This window comes from Pseudoalteromonas sp. SR41-4, from assembly GCF_014163985.1.
Lineage (GTDB): Bacteria > Pseudomonadota > Gammaproteobacteria > Enterobacterales > Alteromonadaceae > Pseudoalteromonas > Pseudoalteromonas rhizosphaerae.
Window position 1 is genome coordinate 125368 of record NZ_JACJEI010000003.1, and the last position, 22349, is coordinate 147716.

The following is a 22349-nucleotide window of genomic DNA, read 5'->3' on the forward strand; positions in this document are numbered from 1 at the left end:
TTAGTGTCCTTGGTACGTCGATTGAATGGCTGTAATAACCGCTTGTGCTTTAGCACGAGTCTCATTAGCTTCAGATTGAGGGTCTGAGTCAAACACAACTCCGGCACCGGCTTGTACATACGCGGTATTATTTTTAACAAAGGCCGAGCGAATAACAATGCAACTGTCCATGGCGCCGTCACCGGTTAAATAACCTACCGCACCACCGTAACTACCACGGCGCTTACCTTCAGTTTGCCTTACCAACTCTGCCGCGCTGACTTTAGGCGCACCAACTAAAGTGCCCATGTTCATACAGGCTTGGTAAGCGTGTAGGGCATCCAGCTGAGGTTTTAATGTGCCAACAACGCGTGACACTAAATGCATTACTTGCGAATAACGGTCGACCTTTAATAGCTCTTTTGCGTGGCGAGTTCCCGGGACACTGATACGAGCTACGTCATTTCGTGCTAAATCAACCAACATTAAATGCTCAGCACGCTCTTTTTGATCGTTGCGCAGTTCCAGTTCAATACGACTGTCCAAATCAGGATTAATTTGGCCATTAGCAAACTTTCCTCGCGGGCGAGTTCCTGCAATTGGATATACTTCAACTTGTTGTGATGTAGCACAAAACTTTAAAGCTGACTCAGGAGAGGCACCAAATAACGCAAATTCACTGTCGCGCATATAAAACATGTACGGGCTTGGATTTTGTTTTTTTAGTTGGCTGTAGGCATGTAATGGGTTAGCGCAAGCTAACGAGAAGGTACGCGATGGCACAACTTGAAAAATATCGCCATCGACAATGTGTTTTTTCAAACTATTGACCTGTTGGCAATAGAGCTCGTCACTAATATCAACACTGACGTCACTGATGCCTGCACTTTGCTGCGCACTATAGCTATCGGCTTGGTCGCATAAGGTATTTAAACGTTCGAGCTTTTTACCCACTTCAAAACAGTTTGCATGCACATCAGGGCCATTAAAAACGTTACCAATCAGCTCAGTGGTTTTAGCTTGGTGATCAATTACCACTAAGGTTTCAGCTAAATAAAATACGTAATCAGGACAGCTATTTTCTCCATCTGGTACATCACTCAGTTGTTCAAAGTTGGCTACCATGTCGTAAGCAAACACACCGCCTAAAAATAACGAAAATGGATTGTTTGTGGTGCTGCTGATACTATTTATACAACAGCGCAAGGCACTAAAAGCATTATCGGCAATCAGCTTTGAGGCTTCATCAATATTATGATCGATACCTTGATATTCGATGCTGAGAGTTTGCTTGTTTAATTGAGTATGGCAGTTTTCTAATTTAGTTTGTAAATAAGGCAGTAATTGCTGACCATTATTAGATTGCGCCGTTACTGTGACTGTTTTACCTGTGCAGATTATTTTTAGTGCACAATCTACCAAAATTAAACTTTTGACACTGTCTTTAGAATCAATTTCTGCTGACTCTAACAGTAATGAATTATCTTTATCAAGCAATCCATATAGTGCCAATGGGCTATGTATATATTCTCGCACTTCGGTGATGCTAGTAACTTCACCTGGCGTTGTTGTTATATGACTAAAAATCAAACCTCATTCCCTCAAAAAAATAAAACCCCGCAAGCTAAGCTATGCGGGGTTTGAATAACGATACCTATGTTTTAGATAGACCATTACCGTCCCGCTATACCAGGCGCCACCACCAATGATGTGTAAAAGTTGCTACGTTATTCATGTTTGTTACCCTAAAATTTAAATATAAAAAAACCCGCAATAAGCGGGTTTAGAATGTGTTAGACACGACAATTCGTCACCCGATAATTTACGAGTGCCACCACCAGATAGTGTTTTGGATTGAATTGATCATTATTGTAGTTCTATTTGTGTCTCAAGTGACTACAGTAAACCGTATCAACGGCGTTAGTGTCAAGTATTTATTTAAAACAATTTATTAAAAAATTTTGTTATACTTAATAACAACTTTCGCACATTTAATATGAGCAGTCTTCTGTTTTGATAAAATACGATTTACACAGTCATACCACACATTCTGACGGGCAATTAACTGTTGAGCAATTATTATTGCGTGCAGTTGAAAAAAATATAGATGTGTTTGCGATCACTGATCACGACACCACTGCTGCGGTTAAACCTGCACAAGCATATATAGAAAGCGAATCTCTACCATTAACCTTGATATCAGGGGTTGAAATTTCCACTAAGTGGGAAAGTTTTGAGATCCACATCGTGGCATTAAACGTAGATATTGACGAGTCAACACTGACCAGCTTATTGACTATCCAACAGCAAAAACGTGCTGATAGAGCTGTCGAGATTGGTCGTCGTTTAGAGAAAAATGGCTTTGATGGCATTTATCAACAAGCGCAAGAGCTTGCCGCAGATGCACAAATTACCCGTGCACATTATGCAAGAGCACTTATTGCTCGTGGCGTTGCAACCACAATTCCTGGGGTGTTTAAAAAATACCTTGGCCGCGCTAAAACGGGTTACGTACCAAGCGATTGGTGTGATATGCAAACCGCCATTGCCGCCATTCATGCCGCAGGTGGCGTTGCTGTGATTGCCCACCCTGGGCGTTATCAAATGTCAAATAAATGGCTGCGCAAATTATTGAGTCAGTTTAAAGATGCCGGTGGCGATGCAATGGAAGTTGCACAACCACAACAAGCACCAACTGAGCGACAGTTTTTAGGCGAATTGAGCCGTGAATACGATTTACTGTGTTCGCAAGGATCTGATTTTCATTTTCCTACTAGTTGGCTAGAATTAGGAAAAAACTTATATTTGCCAAAAGATTGCCAAGGCGTTTGGCAAACTTGGGAAGGGCAAACAGGAGAACTAAATGAGTGATTTTTTTCATATTCATCCAGATAATCCACAACCACGCTTAATTAATCAAGCGGTCGACATTATCAAACAAGGTGGTGTGGTGGTATACCCAACCGATTCAGGCTATGCAATAGGCTGTAATTTAGGTAACAAACAAGCAAAAGAGCGTATTGAGCGCATCCGTGGTATTGAAAAACACCATAACTTTACCTTAGTATGTCGTGATCTATCTGAGCTTTCTACTTATGCTCGAGTAGATAACCAACTGTTTAGATTAATTAAAAACAATACACCCGGGCCTTATACGTTTATCTTTAAAGGCACTAAAGAAGTACCAAAACGTTTGTTAAACGACAAGAAAAAAACCATTGGTATTCGTGTAATAGAACATCCAATTACCTGCGCATTGTTAGCCGAGTTAGGTGAGCCATTGATGTCGTGTTCATTAATTTTACCTGGTGAGCAGTTTACTGAGTCTGATCCGGACGAGATACGTGATCGCATAGGTAATCAAGTTGATTTAATTATTCATGGCGGCTATTTAGCTGAGCAAGCAACCACAGTAATCGACCTGTCAGAAGATACAGTTGAGGTGCTGCGTGTAGGCTGTGGCGATACAGCTCCATTTGAATAACTACGCCGATAAACCATGAACGAACTACATTCTGATGATGTAGCTCAAATACGAGAGCCGGCGCAACAAAAGTTGCCGCTGGCTTTTTTGCATGGCAAAGAAGTAATGAATACCCCGGAAGATTTGTATATTCCGCCAGACGCTCTAGAAGTAATTTTAGAAACCTTTGAAGGGCCACTTGATTTATTACTATATTTAATAAAAAAACATAAGTTAGATATTCTGGAATTGTCGATTTTTAGTATTACTGAACAATACGTCCGTTATGTTGAAATGATGACCGAGTTTCAATTGGAGCTTGCTGGTGAATATTTGGTGATGGCGGCATTACTTGCACAAATAAAATCACGACTATTACTGCCAAAACATGAAGAGCTTGAGGAAGAAGAAGATCCACGGGCTGAATTAATTCGTCGTTTACAAGAGTATGAACAATTTAAGCTAGCTGCGCAGAACCTTGATGATATTCCACGTGTTGGCCGTGATATTTTTATTGCCCACGCATTAGTGCCTGAGCAGAGCGAGCATGCTCAATTGTTACCGGATGTTGATTTAAAAGATTTACTATTTGCGCTCAGTGATGTGATGGCGCGAGCTAAAACTTTTGAGCATCATCAAATAACCGCTGAAGCTTTATCAACTCGCGAAAGAATGAGTTTAATTTTGCAAAAGTTATCGACAGCCGGCACGCAACTTCCTTTCACTGACTTATTCACTTTTGACGAAGGCCGCAGTGGTGTAGTGGTTAGCTTTATTGCTATGCTAGAGCTCATCAAAGAAAACCTTATCACTTGCTTGCAAGTCGATCCTACAACACAAATTTATATCGGTTTGATTGAAAATAATTAAACAATTATTAGGGTGATGATGTTTATCATTGATTAACTTGCTAACTTGCTAACTTGCTAACTTGCTAACTTGCTAACTTTAATCTTAATTGTGCATATACGCACATAACTTGTTTGTTATTAGCTATTTTCTTCTATCTAGGTACGCGCTATTCTGATGTCATTCGATAATGGAATTAATAACACATGCTTAAAAATACAAAATCTTCGTACGGTGTGGTTGCCATTTTATTACATTGGTTAATGGCGGTAATGGTGATTGGCTTATTTGGCCTTGGCTTGTACATGGTTGAACTTACTTATTACGATAGTTGGTATAAAGGTTCTTTGGATTTACATAAAAGCGTAGGGATCACCTTAGTTGCTTTATTAATTTTTAGATTTGCTTGGCGTGCATTGGGCACGCAGCCTGAGCCAGTAGCGGGCAGCAGTAAAGCGTTAAATAATGTAGCGCATACAGTACATATATTTTTATATCTACTGCTTAGCGTCATTGTGATTTCAGGCTATTTGATTTCTACTGAGGATGGTCGTGCAATTGAGGTGTTTACCTTATTTAGTATTCCCGCAATTGATTTTTCAGTAGCTAATCAAGCAGATATTGCAGGTAAAGTTCACTACTATGTGGCATGTAGCCTCATAGGATTCGTGGTTTTACATGCTCTTGGGGCGTTAAAACATCACTTTATCGATAAAGATAAAACCTTAGTTAGAATGATAAAACCACAAAAGGATGATTAATAAATGAAAAAAATATTACTTTCAGCTGCAGTAGCAGCAACATTGTTTGGTGCTAATACTGCACACGCTGCAGATTATGTTATTGACACTCAAGGTGCCCATGCATTTGTAAATTTTAAAATTAAGCATCTAGGTTATAGCTGGTTACACGGTCGTTTTAATACTTTTGACGGCGGCTTTAGCTACGATGCAGCTAACCCAGATGCATCACAGATCATGGTTAATATTGATACTAAAAGTATCGATTCGAACCATGCTGAACGTGATAAGCATTTACGTGGTAAAGAGTTTTTAAATGTTGATAAGTTTCCAACAGCGACCTTCAAAAGTACGTCAATTAAGTTTGATGAAGAGGGTGATGAAGCTGATGTAACAGGTGAGTTTACCCTTCATGGTGTAACAAAAACGATTACCTTTGAAATCGATAAAATTGGTGAAGGTAAAGATCCATGGGGTGGTTACCGAGTTGGCTTTGAAGGTGAAACCAGTTTAAAGCTTGCTGATTTTGGTATTGATTACAACCTAGGTCCTGCATCTACACATGTTGATATTGGTTTATATATTGAAGGTGTGCGTAAGTAAAACCTAACCTGAATTCAGGTTAAATAAATATGCTAATATTGATAAACGCCTCACTCAGTTGGGGCGTTTTTGTTTGCTTGTAAACGTTGCTCTAGTAACGGTTTTAAATTATCTGGTAACCAACGTAATAACACTTCATGGTAGGCTGGTTGTTGTTTTATTTCTTTCAGTGCTGCATTAAGCACTTCAACTTGTGCGATACCTTGCTCGGTATTAGTACAGCCAATATAGCCATAACTCAGATCGGGAGCTTCAGTCAGAGGCAATTGCATTAACTGATCTTCAAACCCCATCGATTTTGCTAAATAGTAATGCTCGCTTGGGTAGCCCAATAAAATATCAATGCGCTTTTTCTTTAACATGTAAGTCAAACTGGCAAGGGTATCGCGACCAGGTCGAATAATTATGGATGCGTCGGCACTATTATTAATTACTGCATCAATAGCATTACCGTATGATCGGCTCATAGAAATCCCCAGTGCAAGTTGGTATTGATTGAGTAGGGTTTTCAATGATACAGGTGTACTTGTTTCAAGCTTGAGATGTTGCACAAGCTCTTGGTGAATAGCAATAGAAGGCGATAAGCCAACTGTCGAAGTCTGTTCACTAAAGCTGATGTGTTGTTTGCGGTGCGGGCTTTGGTATAGCGAGAGCATGCAGTAAGTATGATTTGGGTTAGACAGCTCCTGTATTGTGCGACTTGATGGAAAAATAGTACGGTTGAATGTATAGCTAGGAAGCTGTTGTTCTAATAAGGCGATAACACCTTCATCGCGGCCTGTTCCTGCGTATTGATCGTTAAAAATATAATAAGGGGCAAAGTCAGTGACTATCCAATCAATTGTTTTAGCATGCAAAGGAGTGCTAATTAACAATGATAAAAAAGCATAACGAAAGGCATAATGCATTAATTCAACCACAGATAAATTATTAATATACTAAGTGTAGCAGCTGTTGAATAGTTAGCTTAAAAAAAGCAAAACGCCAGCATTAGCTGGCGTCATTTAAATTGCGAGGAAGCAAATCAGTATCGATTAATTGGCTTTTAACCATTTAACAAATTGACGTGCGTCACTTGCTTTTGTAAATAAGGTATTTTTTAAACCTTGTGTATCAGAAAAAATAACACGTTGTTTATTTACTGAAATTGATTGCACTGGATGTGCGATTTGGATCATAGATCCGTTGTAACTATAAGACATAATAAAACTCACTTTTTTCTTGTTATCTTTAATGTGCGCTAATTTCTTTATTAGCTTTCAAAGCACAATTAGATAGACCGTGTTGTGTTTAGCTTCATTACAGTGTTGACGATCTTTATGACATTTATGCGACTATTTAAAAATATGCCGTAGTCTGAATTGGGGTTCTCGCCGTACAATAACTTAGCTCTATAATATACGTTTTGCGGGGATTACTGGATCAGGGTAAAGAGGTTAACCGCGAGGCTTTTTTAGGACCAAGAGGATAATTTACCCCAGTAATTTTATTTACGCAAGCATTATTTTAACTTTATTCTAGCCATTGTATTTTAACTGCTGTATTTTAATTAGCTAATCTGAAAAAGGCGTTTAGCGGTATTTTAACTGTTGTGCGGTAATTTAACTGTAAATAATAAGATTTGGCTATGGAATACATTATCGTTAGTGATATTTTTGGTAAAACCGCTCATTTGAGTCACTTTGCACGGCAATTTAACGCTAAAAGCATAATTGTCGATCCGTACGATGGGCAATTGCAGCCAGTGATTGATGAGCAATTACAGTATGATTTATTTATCACTGAGTGTGGTCACGATAACTATTTCAACAAGCTTAATACCATTCTTAGTAGAGTAACTAAACCAACTACGGTAATCGGTTTTAGTGCTGGTGGAGCCGCTGCGTGGCGAAGCCAAGCAACTGTGAAAAATTCACAGATAAAAAGATTAGTAGCATTTTATCCAAATCAAGTTCGTCATTATTTAGATTTGTCTGCCAGCGTGGCCTGCGAGTTTATTTTTGCGAAGCAAGAAGTGCACTTTGATATTCTTCCTGTGCTCGCTTGTTTAGAGCAGCAAATCAAAGTGCAATGCCAGCGTGCAGACTACGGTCATGGGTTTATGAATCCCTTGTCAAAAGGCTTCGATAGCTTTGGTTATCAACAATATAGCCAATACTTGCTCACTGAAAATAATTAACTGAAATTACTACCTTGTAAAAAATCTTGGCTATACTTATTTTTTTATCCAATAAAATAATTATAAATCATGACCGTACAACTACCTCCTTATAGTCACTTTTTATCAAACCCTGTTGCAAAGCCACCATGTCGAATGACTAATGCAAATATGTATGGTTTTTTTGCAAAAATAGATCAGGATAAAGTTCAACAGTATATCGATACAACGCTTAATATTGTTGCAACGGATGAGTTATATTTTAAAGGCATAGGCGAATATGCATTATTAACCTTTACCGACATAGAAAAAATTGCCTCATTAACGCCGCCTTTTAGTGAGCACGGTTGGATGCAAGAGACTGATATTATTATTTGGTTACCAGTTGCAAAGGTAGAAAAGCAAGGCAATGATGAAGATATTACTCATCTTTATTGGTATCCGGCGTTTATTTGCGTAAATAATGTTTATGCATTAATAAACGGCAGAGAAACATGGGGTTACAATAAATATTTATGTGATTACCAGATGCCCAGTTCGGTAAGTGATATAACCGACTTTTCAGTTTCACTGGATTGTTTTAAGCATTTTTCGCCAACGTCAAAATTACAATCACAGCATTTATTTTCAGTCACCAAAAACGTCAAGACGCAAAGCGATGGCTTATTATCTGTATTAGAGGACTTTGGCGAGCATGTCGCCAATTTGTTTGATGGGGATCATCTTGGTATTGATTTTTCGCTATTAAAGCAGCTGTTACAGGGTTTTGTGAATCCACAGATGGATCAAATACTATTTAAGCAATTTCCTGACGGGCAAGGCGATAAGGCTGTTTTTCAAGCAGTTATGCACTCTCCTTCAGAAATAAAGAAAATCCATCAATTTAAGCTACTCAGTGGGGCTTATCAGCTACATTTACAGCAACTAGATAGTTTTCCTTTAGCGCAAATGTTTGGTTTACAGCTAGGAGCGCAAGCTGTGTATTTGCCGTTTTATATCAAGATGGATTTTGACCAACTTCAAGCTACACAAATACTCCCTAAGTAAGGATCCATTATGGAGCAAGAAAAAATAGTTATTATAGGCGGTGGTGTTGCCGCAATGACGGCTGCTTTATACCTGACTGAACAACCTAATTGGCAGCAAAAAAGACATATTACAGTGTACCAACAAGGTTGGCGTTTAGGAGGAAAAGGAGCCAGTGGCCGTAATGCTGTTATGGGGCAGCGCATAGAAGAGCATGGTTTACATGTCTGGTTTGGTGCCTATGTTAATAGTTTTAAAACCATTGAAACTGTATACGACAAGCTACAGCGTCCGCCAACGAGTGCACTGAGTACCTGGCAACAAGCACTTAAACCGCATAGTTTTATTGCCCTTGAGGAGCACATTGATGAACAGTGGCAAACGTGGCCTATAGACTTTCCTGTTTTACCTGGCAATCCTGCGAATGGGAGTTTAGATATTACCGTGTGGGACTTTGTAAAAATGACCCTTGCATGGCTAAAAAAATGGATACCACAATTTGAACTGGCCGCCAGAGTCCAAGCTAAGCGCACACAATTAACGACAAAAAAACCACGAGATAAATACCTACTACGCCATTTTCATCAACAAATTCAGACCTTGGTTTCTGATGGCAGTGATGCATGGCAAACCTTTACCAACGATATACAAAATCTCAATCAAGAAATCACTTCAACACCTAGCTTACTTGTCGATAAATTAAATAGCTTTGTGCAAAGTAACAACACACTGCAGCCACAAATTTCTGAGAAGAAAGATAGTTTAGTGATTTGGTATATTGTCAGAAAACTAAAACGCTGGATTAACCAAGAGTTAACCGAGTTACTGGATGACAATGCAGAGTTGAGGCGTATTTATATTTGTGCCGATTTAGCGATAGCGATGCTGGTTGGATTGATTAAAGATAAAGTTTATCGCGATGGTTTTGGGGTCATTAACAAGTATGATTTTCGTCAATGGTTATTAAAAAATGGTGCGAATAAACAATACAGTGTCGATTCTGCGCCCGTGCGTGGTTTTTATGATTTAGTATTTGCCTACCCACAAGGTGATTTTAAAAAACCAAATGTAGAAGCTGGAGTTGCTGCACTTGCCATGCTTAGAATCGCATTGTGTTATCGCGGTGGGGTAATGTGGAAAATGCAGGCGGGAATGGGCGATGTTATTTTTGCGCCATTGTATGAACTATTAAAACAAAGAGGCGTTAACTTTGAATTCTTCCATCAACTACAGCAACTTACACCTGGGGTTGATGAAAGTGGCCAAAACTGTGTTGCTTCTGTGTTATTACAACAGCAAGTGAGTTTAAATAACTCATCAGAGTATCAGCCATTAATTGATGTGAAAAACTTAGCTTGCTGGCCAAGTGAGCCTCTTTATCAGCAGATAAACCACGAGCAGGCCCTGTTACTAAAGCAGAATAATATTAATTTAGAATCATTTTGGAGTGATTGGCCCAGCTGTTACCAAGCACATTTTGGCGCACAACTACCAACTAAAACACTGCAGTTTAAAGATGATTTTGACCGGCTGATCCTTGGGGTCTCAGTTGCTTCATTAGAGCATGTTTGCCCACAATTATTAGCAATAGACGACAACTTTGCTGCTCAGGCTAAAAATGTTCTTTCGGTAGCTACACAAGCCAGTCAGATTTGGTTAAATAAAACAGATCAACAGTTAGGTTGGCAGTATATGCCGCCAAGTGAAGAAGGGCCTATTTTGAGTGGTTTTAGCGAACCGTTTGATACTTGGGCTGCAATGCAAAACTTAATTGATAAAGAGCAGTGGCCTGCAAGCAATAGTCCGCAGAATATTGCCTATTTTTGTAGTGCATTTCCTTGTCAAGAGTATCCACCACAGAGTGATCATGGTTTCCCTGCACGGGCAAAAGCACAAGTAAAAACTAACTTAACACAACTATTAACAACTAATATGCAGCCATTATGGCCGTTAGCTTATAACGATAATGACTTTGATTGGTCCATTTTATATACACAGCATGACGTGCCAGAATCAGCGCGCTTAGATCAACAGTACTGGCGAGTGAATGTTGATCCAAGTGAGCGTTATGTGCTGTCGGTTTCAGGTTCCAGTCAATATCGTTTAGCAACTGATGGCACGCAATTTAGTAATTTATTTATTACCGGCGATTGGATCAAAACAGGTGTTAATGCAGGTTGTGTTGAAGCTGCGGTTATGGCTGGAATGCAAACAGCACGAGCACTGTGTGGGTATCCGCAGCAGATCAGTGGTGAAAATGCCTTTGAAGCGCAGTAAAACTAGCTAATTAATGGATAACTTGGCGACTTTAATCAATAAATTAGTCTATAATCGTAAATAATTACAATATCTTTACATTGTCGGTATTAAGGTTCACCATCTAATGAAAAGCCAACGTTATCCTTTTTCAAATCATATATTGCTGCTGTGCTCGTCGAGCCTCGTTTTTGCTGTGGCTGCACAGGCAAAAAATGACGATTCGAGTGGCTCTAGCCAAAGCCTCGAAGTCATTGAGGTGTTCGCCCAAAAACGCGCGCAGGCAATTGAAGATGTTAGTATTGCCATTAGTCAGGTCAAAGGTGATAGCCTTAAAAATCAACATTATAAAGATTCAACAGAGTTATCGGTATTCGCGCCTAATTTAAAAATCAGCCAAAATGCGGCTGAAGGTACGCCACCGGCGGTAAATATCCGGGGGGTTGGTTTAGTTGACTACAATACGGCGAACACCTCGCCTGTGGCTATTTATGTAGACGACATTGCCGTAGGATCTGCAAGTAATCAGATCGTTAACTTCTTTGATATTGAGCAAGTGGATATTTTGCGTGGTCCGCAGGGGACTTTATTTGGCCGCAATTCAACTGGCGGAGCAATTTTAATTCGCACTAAACGCCCTGAATTTAACGAGTCGGGGTATTTAACAGCGGGTATAGCAAATAATAACGCGTTTAGTATTGATGCTATGTATAACAATCAATTAAGTGATAACAGCGCGTTTCGTGTAGCTTTAAATCATCAAGACTATGACTATTCAACCACCAATACTTTTGCACAATCACCTACCGCTGGAATGCAACAAACCAATGCACGGCTATCACTATTAAGTGAGTTTGATACTGTACAGGTATTGTTACAAGCGCACCTCGAAGATTGGCAGGGTATTGTGCAGCCTGTCGGTAATATCGGTGTAGTGGCGGATCCATTAACAGGTCAGTTATGTAGTCCTATCGAAGCTGGTTCGACAAATTGCTATGATAACTTTGGCTTCAATGATGCCAGTGATGACTTTTACACGGTTAAAGTTAATAACGATTCTCCGCATAAAACGGATGGTAAAGGGTTTAGTGCACATATTAATTGGCAATTAAATGAGTTTAACGAAATTATTTCGATTAGTAGTTATAACCAATTAGAGCGCGATCATGCATTTAATTGTGATGGCTCACCAGCGCGATTATGCGAAGGAAATCTAGGTTTAGATACTCACTTATTTAGCCAAGAGTTACGCTTGCAAACGCAATGGAACAAACATACTTTAACCAGTGGTTTATATTACGCAGATGAATCAATCAAACAAGATAATATTAACGATATTTTAAGAGATTATCGCGGTATATTAGCCACCGACTTAACCGCAACCTTCTTCTATGATAACCAAATTGACACGCAAAATATTGCCGCTTTCAGCCAGTTAGACTATCAACTTAATTCAGATTGGTTGCTAAGTGTTGGACTACGTTATTCCTATGAGTCACTTGATTATGACTCAGTGGCACAATTAAATATGGTAGTTGATCCGAGTGATTTAGCAGGGGTTTTAGTGCCATTTTATCATGTGCAAGGCGAGCAATCTGATAATGGTTTTTCTGGCCAGTTTGCTGTGAACTACCTTATTAACGATACAACCCATGGCTATTACCGTTTTGCAAATGGGATTAAAAGTGGTGGTTATAATGGCGGGTTTTTATCTTCCCCAGAGCAAGCCGAATTAGCTGACTATGGCAAAGAGCGTCTCAATGCGCATGAAATTGGTACTAAATCATGGTGGCCTGAGCAAGGTGTGCGGTTTAATTGGGCTGCTTTTTATTATGATTATAATGATCAGCAAGTGTTTATGAACCAACCATCAGACTCACCACAAAAGCCACCCGTGCAATTATTAGAGAACGTTGGTGATTCAGTGATCTATGGCCTTGAAGCTGAACTCGATTATCAAGCGACTAAAGCACTTTCAATGCGTTTTGCGATGGGTTACATTCCCCATGCGGAATTTGAAGAATTTGTTGATCCTTTGGGTAACAGTTTGACTCATAATCGGCTGCCATTTACATCAAAGTGGAATGTTAGTGCAGGCGTAGAATATCGTTTAGAGCTTGCTGGTAATCCCTTAACAACACAATTACTAGTGGATTATCAATCAGACTATTATTTTGATCAAAACCAAAATCCGTATGCTATGCAAGATGGTTACAGTTTAGTCAATGGTAATATTCGTTATCAATTAGATAACCTAGGTTTTGTACTGTGGGGGAAAAATTTATTTGCCAGTGAGTACAGTAATTTGAAGTTTGATTTGAGCTCTTTCCTTGGCATGTTGGAAGATTTTAAAGGGGAAGGTCGCCGCTATGGTTTGGATATCAGTTATCAGTTCTAATCTTTTTGTCATTAAACTGAGGCGTATTGTATGCTGTTAAAAGCAATACAAGGTTTTTGCTATGTAGTCTTTTTAGGCTTGCTAACAATATATGTCTGCGAAGTGCGAGCAACACAGTCAGCGGGTGTGTTTGTTTATACAGAGCAACAACAAGATATAAATTTGTTTCAAGTTGGTACCTTATTAGCGGCAAGTTATGAAGGGTTTCCTGATAACAGTACTCAGATTGCGACGTGGCTTGACAATAAAAAACCACAAACAAGTACCACATATTATGGCGGAAGTTATTGGTTAGTTGTGGAACTTGAAAATCAGACTCAGCTAGCTGAATTAGTGTTGTTCCCTTACAACACCTTAGTATCGCGTATTGAAACACGTGTATATGATATGGCCGATCCCACATCTGAGGCCGCGCGTTACATAACAGGGGGGATTGAAAAAAACGAATTTGCTTTTCATTACGGCAATAAAATAGCACTTACACCAGGCAAGCGTTACTTTTTGATCACCAAGTATGAAAGTGACTACTTTTACACTCCTCCTAAACTGGTATTAAAACCCTATGCAGACTTCTTTACCCAGATCACCATCGAAAATATGGTGATGATGTTGTGCTTTGGGGTAGGCATTGCGCTGGGTTTGTATAACTTATTAATATATTTTGGCGCACGAGATGTAACTCACCTTTATTACGCCTTATTTACAGCATGCTGGGTATTTGCCTGGAGCCAGTTTTTCCATATTCCAGATCAACTATTTGGTTTTTATAATGCCCATTTTCATTGGCTAGGGTTTGTTTTAATACCATTAACTAACATTTTATTTTTCAATAATTTGCTTAAGCTAAAAGACAGTTTTCCACAATTAGCCAAAGCATCAATTATATTAGCTGTGGTGGCAACCGCAGGTTTGCCTTTCGCTGCTATGTGGCCAGGTTTTGGGTTTATTTGGGCAACCATAGTAACGGGGTGCACCTTATGCTTAGGCATGTACATAGGGGTTCGCAGTTGGATGAGTGGTTTTAAACCCGCGCGATACTTTGTCTTTGCTTACCTAGCGATGGCAATTCCTAATATGGTGGGAAATTTAACTAATTTAGGTGTACTGACGCCGATTGCAATCGATTTGTACCTATTAGGTTTGATTGGCACCGCCTTAGATGCGATGTTACTCGCGTTTGCAGTGGCAAATAAATTTAGTATCTTACATGATGAGAATGTTGAGCTTACTAAAAACCTCGAGCAAAAAGTGCAATTGCGTACGCAGGAGTTACAACAATTGGCGTCAGAACTCACTGATGCCAGTGAAGCTAAGAGCCGTTTTTTAGCAAATATGAGTCATGAAATACGTACGCCAATGACCTCTATTATAGGCTACGCAGATGGTATTATTTTAGGCGATATTAAGCCTCACGAACGAAATCATGGTATTCGGGTTATTTTACAAAACAGCCGCCATGTTTTAGGACTCATAAACGACATACTTGATATGTCAAAAATAGAGGCCAATCGCCTTGAAATTGATTTAGTCGAGACTGACTTATTTGCAACCATTGCGCATATAGAATCGCTATTAGGCAAACAAATTCGTGATAAAGGTCTTAAATTTAAAGTTGATTACCAATTCCCACTGCCTGATTGGATTATTTCTGATCCAACCCGATTACGACAAATATTGTTAAACTTAACAGCTAATGCATTAAAATTTACCACGGTAGGGCATATTCAATTAGTGGTGAGTTGCACTAAAGAGCAGCTTGTCATTAAAGTTAAAGACACCGGCATCGGGATGACAGAGGCTGAGCAACAAGACTTGTTCACGCCGTTTTATCAGGCTGACTCATCGATCTCACGTAAATATGGCGGTACAGGACTCGGTTTAAATATTTCAAAAAGTTTAGCCGAAAAGTTAGATGGTAATATCACCGTTCATTCCCATGTTGGCAGTGGCAGTGAGTTTAGCCTCAATATCGCGCTATATATGCCTGAACGAGTACGTTGGATCAATAGTTTTGATGAGATCTCTATAAGCAAAGAAAAAGAGCTGCCAAGTCAAGATCAGCGAAATCTCGTGGGTGAAGTGCTGGTAGCGGAAGATCATCCTGAAAACCGTGAATTGATCAAACGTATTTTAGAGCGAATGGGGTTAACGGTTACTGCGGTAGAAAATGGCAAAGATGCAGTGCAAGCGACCCTAGATCATCAATTTGATTTGATTTTATTAGATATTCAAATGCCAGTAATGGATGGCGAACAAGCGATTCATATTATGCAGGCAACAGGATTAACGACCCCCATTGTTGCCCTTACAGCAAATACTATGAAGCATGAAGTTGATCGCTATCTAAAACAAGGGTTTATTGATCATATAGGCAAACCAATTGACCGCAGTGAATTTAGTCATAAAATTGCTAGTTATTTAGATATCGAAATGCTTGAAGATGTAAAATTGCCAGAGCATGAATTTGAGGTGCTTAAACAGGTGTACATAGAAGGGCTTAAAAAGCAGCGAGAAACAATAACCAAGCAATATACAGATGGCGATATGACAGGGTTTGCACAAAGTGTTCATATGCTAAAAGGAACTGCTGGAATGTTTGAGTGCGAAACATTGTACCAACATGCAATCAAGTTAGACAAAGCCCTTAAAGCCGATAGCGTGATGTTAGATAGCCATTTAGTTTATCAAGTGTTTGATGAAATTGATGATATTTTATGTCACTCACCTCAGTAAAATAAGCTGCTCACGGGTAATGTCCGGAAAATCAGTACGCTGTGTATAACGGGCATATAAGGTTGAAAAAATGGCGCTGCGTGAAAGCTGATCAAATGTTGTGATCAGTTTTTTTGCTGTTGTTTTTGAGCTATAACAACACTCGTTATAGCGTTTTATTAATTGTGTCAAGCTTTGTCCTTGTTGCTGTAAAGCCAGCTCTGCTTCAATAAAAAAAGCGCTACCACTCCAATAAACTCTTTGTTGTGCACCTTGTTGCCACATATCGTCGGCAAGTTCACTTAATGGCTGTTGCTTTGTTCGCGTTTGCTGGCGTCCGCGTTCAAGCCCTGCAGATAGTCGATGTATAAATTGCTTCCTAGTGATCACTTTACTATCACGCATTATTATATTTTGCATATAGGTTGCAAATCCTTCACTTAACCAGAAGCCCGAATAGGGTAGTAACGGTAAGTAAAGGTGTGCCATTTCATGGTAGAGGGTCCAGTCATCGCGTAATTGTGTAAAACTGGCAAAGCGATCAAAATGTAACTCTATGCCATCTGGATCACCACGGCGCACACTTCCCCAAGGCACGGGTTCAAATGCAATATACCGAGGGTGTAAATAAATGGGTAAATTAGAGTATGGCAGTGGGCCTAAAGTTGCCTGAGTTTGCTCAAGACTAAAATTCAGCCATTGCAGTATTATCTGCTGCTTGCTTTTTGACAGCTCGGTTAATCCTTGAGGATCAAGCTGGGCTGCGAAAACAGATGTACTCGCTAAACAAGTAACGAATAAAATTCGATTAAACAGTTTCATACGTGGTACTCAATGGTTTTTAATTGCTCACAGAAGACCGAGTAAAGCATAAAATCCGTTCACTATTTTATTGTTGAATGATAAGTATAGATGCTAAAACCACGACACTCACTGCCAACCATGGTTTAATGTTTATATGATATTTTATAATAAAAATATGGCAGGTTATGGGTTATCAACACATTGAAATCCCACCTCAGGGTGAACAAATTAGCATTGATAATAAAGGCGTGTGGCATATTCCGGCGCAGCCGATCATTGCTTATATTGATGGTGATGGAGTAGGGCAGGATATCTCCCCTTGTATGCGTGACATTGTGAACCATGCTGTGCAGTTATGTTATCAAGGAGTGCGAAAAATTCACTGGATGGAAGTCTTTAACGGTGAAAAAGCTGCGCAGCTATATGATGGGGATTGGTTTCCGCAAGAGACGATTCATGCGGTTCGGCAATTTAAAATAGCGATTAAAGGGCCTTTAACCACGCCGATTGGCGGAGGTTTTCGTTCACTCAATGTTGCTCTTCGTCATGAAATGGATTTGTTTGTAAATATGCGGCCGATTAAAGGCTATTGCGCATTACCGTCACCGTTAAAAAAGCCTGAAAATACCAATATTGTTGTGATCCGCGATAGCTCTGAAGATGTGTACTCTGGAATTGAATGGCAAGCTGGCAGTGTCGAAGCCGAAAAAATGCTGGATTTTTTATGCCAAGAAATGGGCGTAACCCGTCTGCGCTTTGATCAACAATGTGGTATTGGCATTAAAAATATTTCTAAAGAAGGGTCAGAGCGGCTAGTGCGCTATGCAATAGCGTATGCGCTTGAACAAAATAGTGACTCGGTAACGGTAGTGCATAAAGGCAATGTACTTAAATTTACTGATGGTGCGTTTAAGCGTTGGGGGTTTGCCGTGGCGCAAACTGAGTTCTCAGCAATACCACACAGTAATGGCCGTTGGCTAGAAATACCGCGTGAGGGCTTGGCACCGTTAGTTATTAAAGAAGTGATTGCAGATAACATGCTCCAGCAAGCGTTAATGAATCCTGAGCAATTTGATGTAGTGGTAACAACCAACCAAAATGGCGATTATCTAGCAGATATGTTGACTGCACAAGTGGGTGGTATTGGTATTATGCCCGCAGCAAATTTAAATAATGAAGTGGCTTTTTTTGAACCAACTCATGGTACGTTTGAGCGTATTGCTGGACAAAATAGTGCAAATCCTACCAGTAGTATTTTAAGTGCGGTGATGATGCTACGGTTTATGAATTGGCACGAAGCGGCCAACAGTTTAGAGCTGGCTTTGCAACAGACATTTATAGCCGGTGAAGTGACCTTTGATTTACAGGCAGAGCAGCAAAACTCGACCATCCTCAGTTGCAGTGATTTTACACAAAGGATAATCGAGCGTTTAAAAGTTTCATGAACTACGCTGCATTGGCGTTGTAGAGCTTTGCACGATACATGCAAGGGCGATTAGTCAGTGTTGCAGCACGTTGATAAATTGCTTTTGCATTGTGTTCATCGCTTGGTGTACCGCTTAATGTATCCATTAAAGCAACAACAATAATAGCTGGCACCTGACAGCAATATTCATCTAATACCGCAGTTGTTGTTTGTGCATCAACATGACAATGCGGGTGATTATGCTCAACTTGATACGCATGCAATAACGTTTGTACATCTAAACTGTCATTGTCAAAATGTTTGTTTTTACGACATTGACAGCCAAATTCATCAACCAGAGTCGCCAATGCTTGGTAAACATCATTACACTCAAGGGTGGTTTGCTTACAAAGTTGTTGTTCGATGAACGCATGTAAATGGCCGTCGATAAATAATCCGTCTTGTTGGGTGAAGCTTGCTGTAGTTTGCATCATAATGTTGTCTCTCAGTGTTAGTGGTTAACTCATTTGGTATGACTTCACTGTAGCTCTAAGCACACTATTTATGAAATTGTTGTTTTCAATAACTGATATTGATTTAATCAATAATAACTAGATATCTCCATTTTAATTAGAGCTTTCTAGCGATCAGCAATCGTATTAGCGAACGCTTGCAGCTCGCGGCGTAACCATTGGTGTGGGCTGGCATGATGCAGTAATGGGCTCCAAAGCATTTTTACTTCAATTGGGACAATTTGAAACGGCACAGGACTAATCACTAACTCGGTATGTTTAGTTAGCAGCATTGCTTGTCGTCTTGGTAGTGTGGCGATCAGTTGTGGCGATTGGCATAGCAAACTTGCCACCATGTAATGACGAGTAAACACCCGAATATGACGGGTTTGTTCAAGCTGCCAAAGAGCTTCGTCTACCCATCCCAGCTTTTGGCTACCTGATTTATTCGTGACGGCAGCTTCAGCCCCCCAGCCTGCACGATTTACCCAAATATGCTCTGACGCTAAGTATTGCTCTAGATCAGGCTGTTTTAAGTATGGGTTAGCTGGATGCATTAAACAGCAATAGTTATCGCGCCAGACACTGGCCTGATGAAAAGACCGTGGTAGGCCGTTGAAGCGATTGATGGCTAAGTCAATGCTGCCCTTTTCCATATCTTGCAGGCTAACATCGCTGGGGCTAAGCACATCAAAATTAAGTCCTGGATGTTTATTGAGTTGCTGGGTAATAAAAGGGGCGACTAGCGTTGATTCTAAATAATCATTCGCCATAATTCTAAAGGTGAGTTCGCCAGTGGTTGGATCAAACATATCACTGGGTTGAGTTATTGCCTCAGCCATTTTTAACAGCGCTTCTATTTCAGGTTTTAAACTCAGCGCTTTTGCAGTAGGAGTCATAGAGCCTGCGGCACGAACTAGGAGCGGATCGTCAAATAAATCACGTAAACGTTTTAGTGCATTACTCATTGCTGGTTGGGTTAATGCTAATTTATTTGCCGCTTTCGAGACATTTCGCTCATCTATCAGTACATTTAAGTACACAAGCAAGTTGAGATCGACATTTCTTATATTCATTTGATCAATCTTATTCATTCGCTGTATTAATTATCTAAATTAAAGCGTGCTTGCTAATGTGTGTAAACCACTAAATAGACATAGTCATCATAAGTGATAGAAATATGCTAGAGCTAAAAACAGCAAATACGTTATCGACTCAAACTAACAACGCAATTGAGCAAGTCATTGCGACCAAATTAGCGCGTGCCGTATTCGCAGGCTTTGAAGCGATGTTTGCTGAGTTTTTAAATATTACCTTAGGTGCACAAAGTCGTTTTGAGCAACGGCAATGGCAAAGTGTACAATCGGCAATGCGTGAGCGTTTACAAGTATATGAAAGGCAAGTTAAAAATGTTAGTGAAGCGGTGCGAGTCATTGCATTTAAAGAGCTCAACGATCCGCGACTGTGGCAGCAGGCAAAGCATATTTATGGCCAAATGGTGCAAGATCATGAAAACCAACCGATTGCGCATACATTTTTTAATTCAACTTTTGGCTCGATTTGGGATGATAAAAAAATTCGCACCGTGCATTTATTTGTTTTAAAAGCCAAATACCGCGCTAAATCTCGGCCATTTGATAATTTAGTAAGTCGTATTTCATTGCAAAATGGCTTTAGCCAGGCGGTGGAGCAACTTATTTATCGACAAGCTTTTCGGGTTGGATTTACAGATTTAGCTCATGATGTTGATATTTTGCAGCGTACTTTGGCGTTAGGTGCGCAGCAGCAATGTCGTCAAGTGTATGAGCTGATGAATTTAAACGATGGCTATATTGAATACGCTAATTCACTGTTTTTTAGAAATAAAGCCTGCTACTTAATAGGTCGTTGCATTGCTAAAAATGGCGATAACATGCCCTTTGCTGTCGCTATTTTACATACCCAAAGCGGTTTAAAGCTTGATGCGGTGATGATGGGCGCAGATCAACTGAGTTTATTATTTGGCTTTGCTCGCACCTACTTTATGGTTGATACCGACCAACCCGCGCGCTATGTAGATTACTTATCAGTGCTAATGCCACATAAGCAACGATTTGAATTATTCAATGCCATTGGCTTTATTAAACATGCCAAAACAGAGTTTTATCGCTATAAGGTCGACACCACCAACAATAGTCCCATAGATGATAAGTACATTATTGCCCCCGGCACGCCAGGCATGGTGATGCTAGTATTTACCACTGCTGGCTCAGATTATGTTTATAAGGTAATAAAAGATAAATTTAGCGCGCCTAAAACATCAACCAAAGCACAGGTGATGGCAAAATACGACTTTGTAAAACAAGCGGATAGAGTCGGCCGTTTAGTCGACACCCATGAATTTCGCTATTTAGCATTTGATTTAAATCGTTTTAGCGATGAATTGCTCACCCATATGCGAGCGAGTATCGGCTCAAGCATGGCTATTGCAAATAAAGCCTTAGTGCTTAAGCATGTATACGTTGAGCGCAAAATGACACCACTTAATTTATACATCAATCAATGTGACGATAAACAACTGAATAATGTAATGCTTGATTACGGCAAGGCGATTAAAGAGTTAGCCGGGGCTAATATTTTCCCCGGTGATATGTTGATGAAAAACTTTGGTGTGACCCGTTGGGGGCGCGTGGTATTTTATGATTATGATGAAATTTGCCCATTAACGGATTGTAACTTTAGAGACTTACCGAGCAGTGAAAATAGTTTTGATGAACTAAGCAGCGAAAGCTATTTTGATGTTGCCGAAAATGATGTATTCCCGAGCCAGTTTAAAGTGTTTTTTAGTGCTGATCAGCAAGCATTTAGTCATTTTTGCCAGCAACATCAAGACTTATTTAGTCCTGATTTTTGGCTGCAGTGCCAAGCTGATATCAATGCTGGGCAATTGGCTGATGTGTATCCATACAAACAAAGTTGGCGATTTTAGCCGGGGGTTATTACCCATAAGTCTGATTAATTTTGGGTGTGTAAAAAGGTAAGCTTACATAAAATAAAAACCAAGGAAAACCATGAAATCTTTATTATTAGCAAGTTTATTTATCACCTCACCGCTGGTTATAGCTAACCCGCTATTAGGCAGTTGGGAGTTTGTGGAAGGGAAATATGCAGTTGAACAAGGTTATGTGACTGCCAAAGCGCCAGAGTTGACCTCAGTTAAACTAATAACCGCCACTCATTTTAATTACATCACCCAAAAAAATGGCCAGTTTCATTATGCAGGTGGCGGGCAGTACACCTTAAAAAACCAACAATTTGTAGAGACTTTTGCTTACGGTAATATTGAATCGTTGCTTGGCAAAACCATGGCTTTTGATTACAAAATTGAAGGAGATTTGTGGCATCATTCTTTAACAGAAAATGGTAAGTTAGTCGAGTCCGAAGTGTGGCGCAAAATCGATTAAC

Annotated in this window: 19 protein-coding genes; 13 read left to right on the forward strand and 6 right to left on the reverse strand. The window is 39.8% G+C overall.

The genetic code is table 11. The features are described from left to right. Entirely contained in the window at positions 1–1569 is a 1569-nt protein-coding gene (locus H5180_RS03610) for an anthranilate synthase component 1 (RefSeq protein ID WP_145233651.1), read from the reverse strand. 423 nt (positions 1570–1992) lie between these two features. Between H5180_RS03610 and H5180_RS03615 the strand changes: the two genes are divergently transcribed. From H5180_RS03615 to H5180_RS03635, 5 genes are all read left to right on the forward strand, one after another. Then, complete coding sequence (locus H5180_RS03615; RefSeq protein ID WP_145233653.1) at positions 1993–2850, forward strand: RNase RNM; 858 nt, start codon at positions 1993–1995, stop codon at positions 2848–2850. Next, a complete protein-coding gene (locus H5180_RS03620) occupies positions 2843–3463 on the forward strand; it encodes an L-threonylcarbamoyladenylate synthase (protein WP_145233655.1) in 621 nt (206 codons plus the stop codon). Before H5180_RS03615 ends, H5180_RS03620 begins: the two co-directional genes overlap by 8 nt. A 15-nt stretch (positions 3464–3478) precedes the next feature. Further along, positions 3479–4312: a ScpA family protein gene (locus H5180_RS03625; protein WP_182757685.1), complete on the forward strand. Its 834-nt coding sequence runs from the start codon at positions 3479–3481 to the stop codon at positions 4310–4312. A gap of 185 nt (positions 4313–4497) precedes the next feature. Continuing rightward, positions 4498–5052, forward strand: a complete 555-nt coding sequence (locus H5180_RS03630; protein ID WP_182757686.1) for a cytochrome b — start codon at positions 4498–4500, stop codon at positions 5050–5052. Positions 5053–5055: 3 nt separating this feature from the next. Next, positions 5056–5634, forward strand: coding sequence for a YceI family protein (locus H5180_RS03635; RefSeq protein WP_145233661.1), 579 nt, complete (start codon positions 5056–5058; stop codon positions 5632–5634). Positions 5635–5684: 50 nt separating this feature from the next. Here H5180_RS03635 and H5180_RS03640 read toward each other — a convergent pair whose 3' ends face one another. Both H5180_RS03640 and H5180_RS03645 read right to left on the reverse strand, forming a co-directional pair. Next, positions 5685–6542 (reverse strand): TIGR02285 family protein, encoded by an 858-nt coding sequence (locus H5180_RS03640; RefSeq protein ID WP_145233663.1) that lies wholly within the window; start codon positions 6540–6542, stop codon positions 5685–5687. A 126-nt stretch (positions 6543–6668) separates the two neighbouring features. Continuing rightward, a complete protein-coding gene (locus tag H5180_RS03645) occupies positions 6669–6812 on the reverse strand; it encodes a hypothetical protein (protein ID WP_182717921.1) in 144 nt (47 codons plus the stop codon). 449 nt (positions 6813–7261) lie between these two features. On the opposite strand from H5180_RS03645, the gene H5180_RS03650 reads away from it, so the two are divergent. The 5 genes from H5180_RS03650 (at position 7262) to H5180_RS03670 (ending at position 16205) form a co-directional block, all read left to right on the forward strand. Then, the gene (locus tag H5180_RS03650) at positions 7262–7813 is read left to right on the forward strand and encodes a dienelactone hydrolase family protein (RefSeq protein WP_182734834.1); all 552 of its coding nucleotides are present in this window, start codon (positions 7262–7264) and stop codon (positions 7811–7813) included. A 69-nt stretch (positions 7814–7882) separates the two neighbouring features. Beyond that, positions 7883–8839: an acetoacetate decarboxylase family protein gene (locus H5180_RS03655; RefSeq protein WP_182757687.1), complete on the forward strand. Its 957-nt coding sequence runs from the start codon at positions 7883–7885 to the stop codon at positions 8837–8839. 9 nt (positions 8840–8848) lie between these two features. Continuing rightward, entirely contained in the window at positions 8849–11095 is a 2247-nt protein-coding gene (locus H5180_RS03660) for an NAD(P)-binding protein (RefSeq protein WP_182757688.1), read from the forward strand. A 106-nt stretch (positions 11096–11201) separates the two neighbouring features. After that, positions 11202–13472 carry a TonB-dependent receptor gene (locus H5180_RS03665; protein ID WP_182757689.1) on the forward strand — a complete coding sequence of 757 codons (2271 nt, stop codon included), beginning with the start codon at positions 11202–11204 and terminating at the stop codon, positions 13470–13472. Positions 13473–13502: 30 nt separating this feature from the next. Further along, positions 13503–16205 (forward strand): 7TM diverse intracellular signaling domain-containing protein, encoded by a 2703-nt coding sequence (locus H5180_RS03670; RefSeq protein ID WP_182757690.1) that lies wholly within the window; start codon positions 13503–13505, stop codon positions 16203–16205. Here H5180_RS03670 and H5180_RS03675 read toward each other — a convergent pair. Next, positions 16194–17006: a hypothetical protein gene (locus H5180_RS03675; protein WP_182734826.1), complete on the reverse strand. Its 813-nt coding sequence runs from the start codon at positions 17004–17006 to the stop codon at positions 16194–16196. The two genes, H5180_RS03670 and H5180_RS03675, sit on opposite strands and share 12 nt — an antisense overlap. 167 nt (positions 17007–17173) lie before the next feature. On the opposite strand from H5180_RS03675, the gene icd reads away from it, so the two are divergent. Next, positions 17174–18433, forward strand: coding sequence for an NADP-dependent isocitrate dehydrogenase (icd, locus tag H5180_RS03680; protein WP_182757691.1), 1260 nt, complete (start codon positions 17174–17176; stop codon positions 18431–18433). Between the two features lies 1 nt (position 18434). Here the strand turns inward: icd and H5180_RS03685 are convergent, their stop codons facing one another. Then, positions 18435–18884: a hypothetical protein gene (locus H5180_RS03685; RefSeq protein ID WP_149981184.1), complete on the reverse strand. Its 450-nt coding sequence runs from the start codon at positions 18882–18884 to the stop codon at positions 18435–18437. Between the two features lie 149 nt (positions 18885–19033). Then, positions 19034–19981, reverse strand: coding sequence for a LysR family transcriptional regulator (locus tag H5180_RS03690; RefSeq protein WP_145233680.1), 948 nt, complete (start codon positions 19979–19981; stop codon positions 19034–19036). Between the two features lie 104 nt (positions 19982–20085). Between H5180_RS03690 and aceK the strand changes: the two genes are divergently transcribed. Further along, positions 20086–21873 carry a bifunctional isocitrate dehydrogenase kinase/phosphatase gene (gene aceK / locus H5180_RS03695; RefSeq protein WP_182757692.1) on the forward strand — a complete coding sequence of 596 codons (1788 nt, stop codon included), beginning with the start codon at positions 20086–20088 and terminating at the stop codon, positions 21871–21873. An 82-nt stretch (positions 21874–21955) separates the two neighbouring features. Continuing rightward, a complete protein-coding gene (locus tag H5180_RS03700) occupies positions 21956–22348 on the forward strand; it encodes a hypothetical protein (RefSeq protein ID WP_182757693.1) in 393 nt (130 codons plus the stop codon). Position 22349 lies beyond the last annotated feature (1 nt).

Bases quoted from the DNA above. Each gene is read 5' to 3' on its own strand.
- H5180_RS03620 (WP_145233655.1), top strand. From the start codon at position 2,843: ATGAGTGATTTTTTTCATATTCATCCAGATAATCCACAACCACGCTTA.
- H5180_RS03625 (WP_182757685.1), top strand. From the start codon at position 3,479: ATGAACGAACTACATTCTGATGATGTAGCTCAAATACGAGAGCCGGCG.
- H5180_RS03630 (WP_182757686.1), top strand. From the start codon at position 4,498: ATGCTTAAAAATACAAAATCTTCGTACGGTGTGGTTGCCATTTTATTA.
- H5180_RS03635 (WP_145233661.1), top strand. From the start codon at position 5,056: ATGAAAAAAATATTACTTTCAGCTGCAGTAGCAGCAACATTGTTTGGT.
- H5180_RS03640 (WP_145233663.1), bottom strand. From the start codon at position 6,542: ATGCATTATGCCTTTCGTTATGCTTTTTTATCATTGTTAATTAGCACT.
- H5180_RS03645 (WP_182717921.1), bottom strand. From the start codon at position 6,812: ATGATCCAAATCGCACATCCAGTGCAATCAATTTCAGTAAATAAACAA.
- H5180_RS03650 (WP_182734834.1), top strand. From the start codon at position 7,262: ATGGAATACATTATCGTTAGTGATATTTTTGGTAAAACCGCTCATTTG.
- H5180_RS03655 (WP_182757687.1), top strand. From the start codon at position 7,883: ATGACCGTACAACTACCTCCTTATAGTCACTTTTTATCAAACCCTGTT.
- H5180_RS03660 (WP_182757688.1), top strand. From the start codon at position 8,849: ATGGAGCAAGAAAAAATAGTTATTATAGGCGGTGGTGTTGCCGCAATG.
- H5180_RS03665 (WP_182757689.1), top strand. From the start codon at position 11,202: ATGAAAAGCCAACGTTATCCTTTTTCAAATCATATATTGCTGCTGTGC.
- H5180_RS03670 (WP_182757690.1), top strand. From the start codon at position 13,503: ATGCTGTTAAAAGCAATACAAGGTTTTTGCTATGTAGTCTTTTTAGGC.
- H5180_RS03675 (WP_182734826.1), bottom strand. From the start codon at position 17,006: ATGAAACTGTTTAATCGAATTTTATTCGTTACTTGTTTAGCGAGTACA.
- icd (WP_182757691.1), top strand. From the start codon at position 17,174: ATGGGTTATCAACACATTGAAATCCCACCTCAGGGTGAACAAATTAGC.
- H5180_RS03685 (WP_149981184.1), bottom strand. From the start codon at position 18,884: ATGCAAACTACAGCAAGCTTCACCCAACAAGACGGATTATTTATCGAC.
- H5180_RS03690 (WP_145233680.1), bottom strand. From the start codon at position 19,981: ATGAATATAAGAAATGTCGATCTCAACTTGCTTGTGTACTTAAATGTA.
- aceK (WP_182757692.1), top strand. From the start codon at position 20,086: ATGCTAGAGCTAAAAACAGCAAATACGTTATCGACTCAAACTAACAAC.
- H5180_RS03700 (WP_182757693.1), top strand. From the start codon at position 21,956: ATGAAATCTTTATTATTAGCAAGTTTATTTATCACCTCACCGCTGGTT.